The following is a 9,639-nucleotide window of genomic DNA, read 5'->3' as shown; positions in this document are numbered from 1 at the left end:
ACCCACAGCGTCACGGCCAGCGGTTTGAAGGTCGGCAACAACGTTACCCAGTACGAGTCTAGCGTCAAAGGCACCAGCGGCGCCGACACACTCAAGGCGCACGCCGGCGGCGACTGGTTGTTTGGTCTGGACGGCAATGACCATTTGATTGGTGGTGCGGGCAACGATGTGTTTGTCGGTGGCGCCGGTAACGACCTGATGGAATCGGGGGGCGGGGCGGATACGTTCCTGTTCAACGGTGCGTTCGGTCAGGATCGGGTGGTGGGTTTTACATCGAACGACAAACTGGTGTTCCTTGGCGTGCAGGGTGTGTTGCCCAATGATGACTTCCGTGCGCATGCGACGGCGGTGGGGCAGGATACGGTGCTGAAGTTTGGCGGGGATTCGGTGACATTGGTTGGGGTGGCGCTGAATAGCCTGAGCAGCGACGGCATTGTGATCGCCTGATGGTGAAGTGGCGTCTGTAAGGACGCCATCGCGGGCAAGCCCGCTCCCACAGGGTTTTGCGACGTGCACGAGCTTTGTGAACGGCCTATAACCTGTGGGAGCGGGCTTGCCCGCGATTGAAGGATTACTCGGTATTGAAAGTGACTCGACAGCCACACCCTGACTCAAAAGCTGTGCAAACAGCAAAAGCGGCCTAAAGCCAGCACGTGCACACACGTTCTACAGCTAGCCGCCATCGAGTACAGGAGATGCACACGTGAGAAGGTTCAAGGGGTATGTCGCGATTGTCGGGCTGGCGCTGTTATCGGCCAACGCATGGGCCGATCTGCCTCCAACCTCGATTCTGAGCCGTTACGGCATCAGCAGCGATCAACTGCCGAAACCGGCAAAGACCGAAGCCGTCGAACCGGTCGAAGAGAAAAGCCTGTTTCAGATCCAGCCCGAACAGCCCTTTGTGACGTTCCGGCGCGGTGACGACAAACAGGTACAAGCCACCGGCAACCTGAGCATCGACCGCATGACCCAACAGGATCTGGAGCGTTGCCGACGTCTGCAAGCCGAACTGGCGCGGCGGGGAGAGCAGTATTTCAGCTGCGATCACAGCATTGTGGGGCTGCCTGCTTTCGAGTAGTTGCCCCCAACGTTCCCCCTGTAGGAGCTGCCGCAGGCTGCGATCTTTTGACGTTGATTTTTGAAAACAAGATCAAAAGATCGCAGCCTTCGGCAGCTCCTACAGAGGTTGCGGGTCAGTCTTGTTTGCGTACGGTTGCGACTTCGTCAGAGCGGACCTTCACCTTGGTTCCGGAAATATCCTCGAACTCATAGAACCCGTCCTTGGTCTTGGTTTTCGGCATGTCCTTGGTCAAATACTGGGTGCCGTTCTGCAAGGTCACCACAGTCGGCGTAGAGCAACCGCCCAATGCCAACAGGGCGGCTACCGCCAGGGGAATGCCCAGAGTCTTGATTTTCATACCCACCTTAAATACCTCATTCCATATGAACTGACCGTATTCGGTCTCTAACGCGATTGGTGCCATCCATCCGGGAAAAGTTCGATGGCACCCTGAAAAAATCCCGATTGCCGCTGCCATTGATCTTTTTCCGTTTGCACGCAACAGGCCAGAGCTGGTATCTGTACGCATAACCAGTACCCGCACGCCATGGCCCTGAATTCCCGTGATTGCCAACCCCCTCGACGACCCGTTCTATTACCTCAACAACTTCCGGCAAGTGCTTGATTGGCTTGAACTTCGCTATGCCGATGTGATGAGTGAAGCCGAGCACGGTTTTATCCGCGAGTTCAAAGCCCTGCCGCGCGCCTCCCAGGGTTTGCTGGTGCGCATGGTCATGCGCAAAGGCGTGCATTTTCGCCTCGGTAAACTCAACTACCCGGAAATCGGTGACATTACCGACGCTGCCCAGCCGCTGTTGAGTCACGGCTGGCTCGACGATCAGGCGTTGTTGAGCATCGCCGAGGTGTTCGACGTGTTGCTCAAGGCCGAACTTCTGCAAGCGTTCGGTACTTTTATCGAACAGCCCAAGGGTCGCAAGGACGACTGGCTACCCATGCTGGCCGAGCAATTCAGCGAACCACGCAGCCTCTGCGCCTGGGCACCATCGCTGGCCGAGCGTTTGCTCAGTCTGACCATCATGGACCTGTGCGACCGTCTGCGCCTGATGTTCTTCGGCAACCTGTATCAGGACTGGTCGGAGTTCGTGCTCGCGGATCTTGGCATCTTTACCTACGAAAAAGTCGAATTCTGCGCCGACTCCCGTGGCCTGCGCAGCCGCGAAGACGTGGACGCCTGCCTGTTCCTGCACCACTGCCAGCAGCGCTTCGAGGCGGGTGAGCCGCTGGACATCATCGTCGAACAGGTCAGTGCGCTGCAGTTCGACAACCCGTGGCTGCAACGCCGTCGCGACAAGGTGCTGTTTCAGATCGGACAGTATTGCGAGCGCATCGGCGCGTTCGCCCAGGCATTGAGCATTTATCGCGATTGCGCCTACCCCGGTGCCCGCCAGCGGATGATCCGGGTGCTGGAGCGCTGCGGTGAATACACGCTGGCGCTGGAACTGGCCCTGCTGGCCGAGCAGGCGCCGCAAAGCGCCGCCGAGCAGCAGAGCCTGCAACGGATGCTCCCGAGGCTGCGACGCAAGCTCGGCGGGCCACCGCTCAAACGCGCGGCGCCGCGCCCGGTCGAGCGCCTCGATCTGCAACTGCCGCGCACTGATCCGGCGCTGTCGGTGGAGTTCTACGTGCAGGCGCATCTGCACGAAGACAGCGGCCCGGTGCATTACGTCGAGAACAGCCTGATCAACTCGCTGTTCGGCCTGTTGTGCTGGCCGGCGATTTTTGCGCCGTTGCCGGGGGCGTTCTTTCATCCGTTTCAACGCGGGCCGGTGGATCTGCTCAACGAGGACTTCCAGCAACGCCGCGCCGAACTGTTTCAGGCCTGCCTCGACCAACTCGACGATGGCCGTTACGCCGCAACCATTCGTGAGCGCTTCGTCGCCAAGTGGGGCGTGCAGTCGCCGTTCGTGTTCTGGGGCGCCTTGAACGAGCAACTGCTGGAGCAGGCGCTGGCGTGCCTGCCGGCCGAACACCTCAAGCACTGGTTCAATCGCCTGCTGCTCGACATCAAGGCCAACCGCGCCGGCATGCCCGACCTGATCCAGTTCTGGCCGCAGCACAAGACCTACCGGATGATCGAGGTCAAAGGCCCCGGTGACCGCTTGCAGGACAACCAGCTGCGCTGGCTGGAGTTCTGCCATCAGCACCAGATGCCGGTCGCCGTGTGTTACGTGCAATGGGCGGAGCAGAGCGCTTGAGCTACAGCATTGCCGTCCGAGCGCTGTGCGAGTTCACCGCCAAGACCGGCGACCTCGACCTGCGATTCACGCCCTCGCCGACAGCCCTCGAAGGCATGCTCGGCCATCGCACCGTGGCCTCGCGGCGCAACGACAAATACCAGAGCGAAGTGGCACTGGAAGGCGAGTTTCTGCAATTGAAGGTCAAGGGCAGGGCGGACGGCTACGACCCGCTGCAAAACTGCCTGGAAGAAGTCAAAACCTATCGCGGTGACCTGAGCAAGCAGCCGGCCAACCATCGTCAATTGCACTGGGCGCAGGCAAAAGTCTATGGCTGGCTCATGTGCCGCAAGCTTGAACTTGCGCAGATCAATCTGGCGCTGGTGTATTTCGACATTGTCAGCGAGAAGGAAACCTGTCTGGTCGAAGCGTTCAGCGCGCAGGCCTTGCAGGTTTTTTTCGAGCAGCAATGCCGGTTGTTTCTCGACTGGGCCGAGCAGGAAATGGCCCATCGCCAGGCGCGAAACCTGGCTGCGCAGCAATTGAGCTTTCCCCACGCCGACTTTCGGCCCGGCCAGCGGCATCTGGCCGAATCGGTGTTCAAAGCGGTCAGCACCGGCCGCTGCCTGATGGCCCAGGCGCCCACCGGGATCGGCAAAACCCTCGGCACGCTGTTCCCGTTGCTCAAGGCGCTGGCGCCGCAGCAACTGGACAAGGTGTTCTTCCTGACCGCCAAGACCCCGGGGCGCAAACTGGCGCTGGATGCCAGTCAGGTGTTGTTCGATCAGGCGCAAAACCTGCCTTTGCGGGTGCTGGAGATGGTCGCCCGGGACAAGGCCTGCGAACACCCGGACAAAGCCTGTCACGGCGAGTCCTGCCCGTTGGCCCAGGGCTTCTATGATCGCCTGCCCGCTGCCCGGCAAGCGGCCAGCCGGATCAATCTGCTGGATCAGGCCGCGATGCGCGAGGTCGCCCGCCAACACACGGTTTGCCCGTACTACCTGAGCCAGGAAATGGCCCGCTGGGCCGACGTGGTGGTGGCGGACTACAACTATTACTTCGATTTCAGTGCGCTGCTGTTCGGTCTGGCCCAGCTCAACCAATGGAAGGTCGCGGTGCTGGCGGATGAAGCACACAACCTGGTCGAACGCGGGCGCTCGATGTACAGCGCCAGTCTTGATCAGGCCGCGCTGGCCAGCGTGCGCAAGACGGCCCCCGAAGTGCTGAAAAAGTCCCTGCAGCGAGTCAACCGCGAGTGGAACGCGCTGCACCAGCCGCAACTGGCGCCGTATCAGGCCTACGACAAGGCCCCGGAAAAACTGCTGCAGGCTGTTTCCCTGTGCAGCGCGGCGATTGGCGATTACCTCAACGATCATCCGCAGGGGCTCGACAGCGCGCTGCAAACCTTCTATTTCGACATGCTGCAGTTCGGTCGGGTGGCGGAGCTGTTCGATGAGCATTACCTGTTCGACATCAGCAAGCGCGACCTCGCCCGCAAGCGGCCGCTGTCGCAGCTGTGCCTGCGCAACGTGGTGCCGGCGGCGTTCATCGGCCCGCGTCTGAAAGCGGCGCGCAGTAGCGTGTTGTTTTCCGCGACGCTGAGCCCGCGGCACTATTACGCCGATTTGCTTGGCACACCGACGGACACGGTGTGGATCGACGTTGAATCGCCATTCAGCGCCGAACAGCTTCAGGTGCAGATCGTCAGCCGCATTTCCACACGCTTCAATCATCGACAGGCATCGCTGGAACCGATCGTCGAGTTGATCGCCCGCCAGTTCAGTGAGCGCCCGGGTAATTATCTGGCGTTCTTCAGCAGCTTCGATTACCTGCAACAGGTGCTGACGCTGCTCGCCGAACGCCATCCGCAGATCAATCTGTGGCAGCAATCGCGGGGCATGGCCGAGGGGCAGCGGCAAGCGTTTCTCGATCAGTTCACCCCCAACAGCCAGGGCGTCGGGTTCGCCGTGTTGGGCGGTGCGTTTGGCGAGGGTATCGACCTGCCGGGGGCACGGCTGATCGGCGCGTTCATTGCGACCCTCGGTCTGGCCCAGCTGAACCCGGTCAATGAGCAGATGAAGCGCCGCATGGCAGCGATTTTTGGTGCCGGTTACGACTATACCTATCTGTATCCGGGTGTTCAGAAAGTGGTACAGGCTGCCGGGCGGGTTATCCGCACGCGCGAGGATCGCGGCATGGTGATGCTGATCGATGACCGGTTTGCCGAACCGCGCATTCAGCAGCTGTTGCCGCGCTGGTGGGCGCTCGACGCAGACGCCTCCCCAGCGAGTGCACGGGTCCCTGCGTGAAAGCGAGCGTGTTTTTGCACCTTCCCAACGCGCCGGATTACCGCATACTTGGGCTATTGAAAACCAGCGGTGAACCTGATGAGTGAAAACCCGAGCAAAACCGCCGCGATCGAGGAGATGCGTTTCCGGTTGTTGATCGATGCGGTGGTCGATTATGCGATTTACATGATCGATCCGGACGGCATCATCACCAGTTGGAACTCTGGCGCCAAACGCTTCAAGGGCTACGAAAAGGAAGAGATTCTCGGCGAGCATTTCTCGCGTTTCTACACCGAACCGGATCGCGCCGCCGGCTTGCCCCAGCGTGCGCTGGACACGGCCATCCGCGAAGGGCGCTTCGAAGGCGAGGGCTGGCGGGTGCGCAAGGACGGTACGCACTTCTGGTGCCACGTGGTGATCGATCCGATCATCGACCCGGACGGCACGCTGCTGGGCTTTGCCAAGATCACCCGCGACCTGACCGATCGCAAGATGGCCGAAGAAACCCTCAAGCAAAGCGAGCAGCAGTTCCGCATGCTGGTGCAGGGCGTGACCGACTACGCCATTTACATGATCAGCCCTGAAGGCCGGGTGTCGAACTGGAACCAGGGGGCGCAGCGGATCAAGGGTTATCTGCCGGAAGAAATCATCGGCGAGCATTTTTCGATTTTCTACACCCCCGAAGACCGGGAACATGGAGAACCGCAACGGGCACTGGAGATCGCGGCCCGGGAAGGTCGATTTGAAAACCGGAGCTGGCGGGTGCGCAAGGATGGCAGCCGGTTTCTCGCCCACGTGGTGGTCGATGCCATTCGGGGTGACACCGGGACGTTGCTGGGTTTTGCGAAAATCACCCGCGATGTGACGCAGGCTCATCAATCGCAACTGGCTCTGGAAAAGACCCGCGAAGCGTTGTTTCAGGCGCAGAAGATGCAGGCCATCGGGCAACTGAGCGGTGGCATCGCCCATGACTTCAACAACCTGCTGACGGTGATCCTCGGCAACCTGGAAATTGTGCGCAAACGGCTGGGTGATGACCCGAAAGTCAGCCGCCTGCTGGAAAACGCCACTCAAGGGGCATTGCGCGGGGTGTCGCTGACCCAGCGCATGCTGGCCTTTGCCCGGCGCCAGGAGCTCAAGACCGAACCGGTCGATGTCACCCGGTTGGTGCAGGGCATCACCGGCCTGCTGCGCAGTTCGCTGGGGCCGGGGATCTGGATCGAAACAGCGCTGCCCGAAGGTCTGGAACCGGTACTGGCCGACACCAATCAACTGGAACTGGCGGTGCTCAATCTGGCCACCAATGCCCGCGACGCCATGCCCGAGGGCGGCAGCGTGGTGATCAGTGCGCGGCCGGAGGTGGTTCTCGAAGAAAGCCATTCATCGATGAAGGCCGGGCGGTATGTCTGCCTGAGTCTGGTCGACAGCGGTGAAGGCATGGACCCGCTGACGCTGGCGTCGGCCAGGGATCCTTTTTTCACCACCAAAGGCCTGGGCAAGGGCACCGGGCTGGGGTTGTCGATGGTGCACGGCTTCATCGAGCAGCTTGGCGGCCGGTTCGTTCTCAAGAGCGAGAAAGGGCATGGCACCGCAGCGGAACTCTGGCTTCCGGTGGCGGCCGGCAGCGTGAAAATGCCATTGGTGCATCCACACCCGGAACCTGCGACAGTGCCGCGGCTCAGCGTGCTGGTGGTGGATGACGACTCACTGGTGTTGACCAGCACCACGCTGCTGCTCGAAGACCTCGGGCACCGTGTCATCAGCGCGACATCCGGCGAGAAGGCGCTGGCGCTGTTCGATCAGGGAGAAGTCATCGATCTGATGATCACCGACATGGCCATGCCGCAAATGAGCGGCGCACAACTGGCCCATGCCGTACGTTTGCTCAAGCCGGATCTGCCAATCATCCTCGCCACCGGTTACGCCGAGCGTCTGGAAGGTTTTGCCGAAAAACTGCCGCGCCTGCCCAAGCCGTTCACCCAACTCAACCTGGTGGAAATCATTGCCCGGTCGATGAAGTGAATCCGCCTGAACTTGTCCGCGGCGGGGGCCTTCTAAAAGGTTTCCCCGCCCCGGAGCGTGCGCCCCTTGCCTCGCATACTGACCCAGCCAACCGCTGAAGAACACCTGACCGAACATGACGCCAAGATGTTCGGCTCGCCCAAGGAACGCCTGGATTTCTACCGCAAGGAAATCCAGTACGAAACCAGCATTCTGGCCAACCGCACCGATGCCTATCTGGCGGCGCAGTCGTTTCTGGTGATTGCCTTTGCTTCGTGCATGTCCAACCTCAACCCCGAGTGGGGCAAGCTGTTCACGCTGGTGGTGCCGCCGTTTCTGGCCTTGCTCGGGCTGCTCAGCTCGCTCAACGCGTGGCCCGGAATTCGTGCCGCGTACGACATCATCGACCACTGGCATTACAAGCAGAGCGAACTGTTGCGCAGCGAGCCGATCATGGGCATGGCCTATGACGAATCACCGCTGTTCAGCGAGATGGAGTCGAGCCACAAGGGCTATCGCAAGTCGTTGTTGTTTTCGGTGCGCACGCCCTGGATCTTCGCCACGTTCTGGATCCTGCTGGGGGCCTATGCCGTGTTCATTCAGGTGACCAACCCGGGGGGCTGAGCGCCACCCAAAGAAAAAGCCCGGACTTCGCAGCCGGGCTTTTTTCTGTGCAGTCATTCGACGGTTTCAAGCTGCCGACGCAATTCCTGCGAATGATGTGACGACATCGGAATCGGCGGGAAATCCTCGTTGAGGACACACAGGTGATCGATGGCTTCTTCGAACTTCGCATCGGCTTTGCGGCGCAACGCTCGATAGCGCTCAAACTGCTCGATGTCCAGATTGTCCGCTTCCAGCAGCTCGTAAGCCGCTCGGTTGAGGGTGTGAGCCTCTTCGAACAATTGACGATTGCGTTCCAGGGCCAAAGCCCTGCAAGCCTTGATTTGCGCAGGAGTCGAGCATTCTTTCATGACCGTGACCTTGTTATCCGGGTGGAGGGTTATGGTTGTGACCATCACCTGTTGCGCGAAGATCCATTTTTTTTGCGTTGTTCGTAACGCGCCAGGATTGGCTGGGTGCTGATGCCGTGCAACAGGATGCTCAGCGCCACGACGGACAGCGTCAGGTCGGTACACAGCGCGGCCAGCGAGCCGTCGAGTCCGTGGTTCAGGGCGTAAAACAGATAGAACAGACTGCCGATCCCGCGTATGCCGAACCAGCCGATCAACAGGCGCTGGCGCAGTGCCAACAAGCTCCCCCACGGCATCAGCACCACGCACGCCGGACGGATCAGGCAAAACAGCACACCGCCGACCAGCAGTGCGCGCCAGTCCCAATGCGCCATCAGCACGACACCAAGCAAGGTCACCAGAAACACTTCCATGGCCCGTTCGACCAGACTGCCGAACGACAGCATGTCGCCCATCATGATGCCGGCGGCGACCTGGCTGTCCTCCAGCTGTTCGGTGTCGCCATGCACTGCGTGTTGCGGCTCGACGTTCTGGTGGCCGACCACCGGTTGCACCAGATGCTCCGCCGGGGGCTGCTCGACGCCGGTGGATTTCACTTCTTCCTGACGTAGGCCCAGCCCGGCGGCGAAGACCGACAGAAAACCGTAGCCGCCAATGGCCTCGGCCACCACGTAGGCGAGGGCAATCAACGCCAGCGCCAGATAGTCGTTCGGGCTCAGGGTGCTGTCGTCATTGCGGATGCGCAGCGACAGCGTTATCCGGCCGATGCCGCGGCCCATCCAGTAGCCGGTCAGCAAACCGGCGGGCACCGCCCACAGCACCTCGCGCAACAACCAGTCCGGCCATTCGCCGGCGTGCCCGGAACCGTCGAGCAGCAATAACCCGAGCAAGACGAAAGGGAAGGCAATGCCGTCGTTGAGCCCGGCCTCACCGGACAGACCAAAGCGCACGCTGTCGACGTCACGCGCGTCGTTGACCTGCACCAGCGCGGCCAGCACCGGGTCGGTCGGTGCCAGCATCGCGCCGATCAACAGCGACGGCCCCCACGACAGTTGCAAGACGAAGTGCAGCAACAGGCAAACCGCCGCGATGGTCAGCACCATCACCGGCCCGGCCAGGCC

9 protein-coding genes are annotated in these 9,639 nt (G+C 61.0%); 6 read left to right on the top strand and 3 right to left on the bottom strand.

The genetic code is table 11. The annotated features are described in order from the left end of the window. The coding region (locus DBR18_RS24455) for a calcium-binding protein (protein WP_371921144.1) at positions 1-447 on the top strand (447 nt) is incomplete at its 5' end. A 256-nt stretch (positions 448-703) separates the two neighbouring features. Next, a complete protein-coding gene (locus DBR18_RS24450) occupies positions 704-1,078 on the top strand; it encodes a hypothetical protein (protein WP_108592243.1) in 375 nt (124 codons plus the stop codon). Positions 1,079-1,193: 115 nt separating this feature from the next. On the opposite strand, the gene DBR18_RS24445 is transcribed toward DBR18_RS24450, so the two are convergent. Further along, a complete protein-coding gene (locus tag DBR18_RS24445) occupies positions 1,194-1,418 on the bottom strand; it encodes a YgdI/YgdR family lipoprotein (protein ID WP_108592245.1) in 225 nt (74 codons plus the stop codon). 205 nt (positions 1,419-1,623) lie between these two features. On the opposite strand from DBR18_RS24445, the gene DBR18_RS24440 reads away from it, so the two are divergent. The 4 genes from DBR18_RS24440 to DBR18_RS24425 all read left to right on the top strand — a co-directional run bounded on the left by DBR18_RS24440 (position 1,624) and on the right by DBR18_RS24425 (position 8,168). After that, the gene (locus DBR18_RS24440; RefSeq protein WP_108592242.1) at positions 1,624-3,276 is read left to right on the top strand and encodes a VRR-NUC domain-containing protein; all 1,653 of its coding nucleotides are present in this window, start codon (positions 1,624-1,626) and stop codon (positions 3,274-3,276) included. Further along, the gene (locus DBR18_RS24435) at positions 3,273-5,564 is read left to right on the top strand and encodes an ATP-dependent DNA helicase (protein WP_108592241.1); all 2,292 of its coding nucleotides are present in this window, start codon (positions 3,273-3,275) and stop codon (positions 5,562-5,564) included. The genes DBR18_RS24440 and DBR18_RS24435 overlap by 4 nt, the downstream gene beginning before the upstream one ends. A 78-nt stretch (positions 5,565-5,642) precedes the next feature. Next, positions 5,643-7,565 carry a PAS domain-containing sensor histidine kinase gene (locus tag DBR18_RS24430; RefSeq protein ID WP_108592244.1) on the top strand — a complete coding sequence of 641 codons (1,923 nt, stop codon included), beginning with the start codon at positions 5,643-5,645 and terminating at the stop codon, positions 7,563-7,565. Positions 7,566-7,631: 66 nt separating this feature from the next. Beyond that, a complete protein-coding gene (locus DBR18_RS24425) occupies positions 7,632-8,168 on the top strand; it encodes a hypothetical protein (protein WP_108592240.1) in 537 nt (178 codons plus the stop codon). Between the two features lie 53 nt (positions 8,169-8,221). Here the strand turns inward: DBR18_RS24425 and DBR18_RS24420 are convergent, their stop codons facing one another. Both DBR18_RS24420 and DBR18_RS24415 read right to left on the bottom strand, forming a co-directional pair. Continuing rightward, positions 8,222-8,518 carry a hypothetical protein gene (locus tag DBR18_RS24420; protein WP_108592239.1) on the bottom strand — a complete coding sequence of 99 codons (297 nt, stop codon included), beginning with the start codon at positions 8,516-8,518 and terminating at the stop codon, positions 8,222-8,224. 44 nt (positions 8,519-8,562) lie between these two features. Further along, positions 8,563-9,639: sodium:proton antiporter (locus DBR18_RS24415; protein WP_256588915.1), on the bottom strand; the 1,077-nt coding region annotated here is incomplete at its 5' end.

The organism is Pseudomonas sp. HMWF021, from assembly GCF_003061005.1.
Taxonomy (GTDB): Bacteria; Pseudomonadota; Gammaproteobacteria; order Pseudomonadales; family Pseudomonadaceae; genus Aquipseudomonas.
Note: the sequence above shows the minus strand (reverse complement) of the source record. Positions and strands in the feature narration are given on the sequence as shown.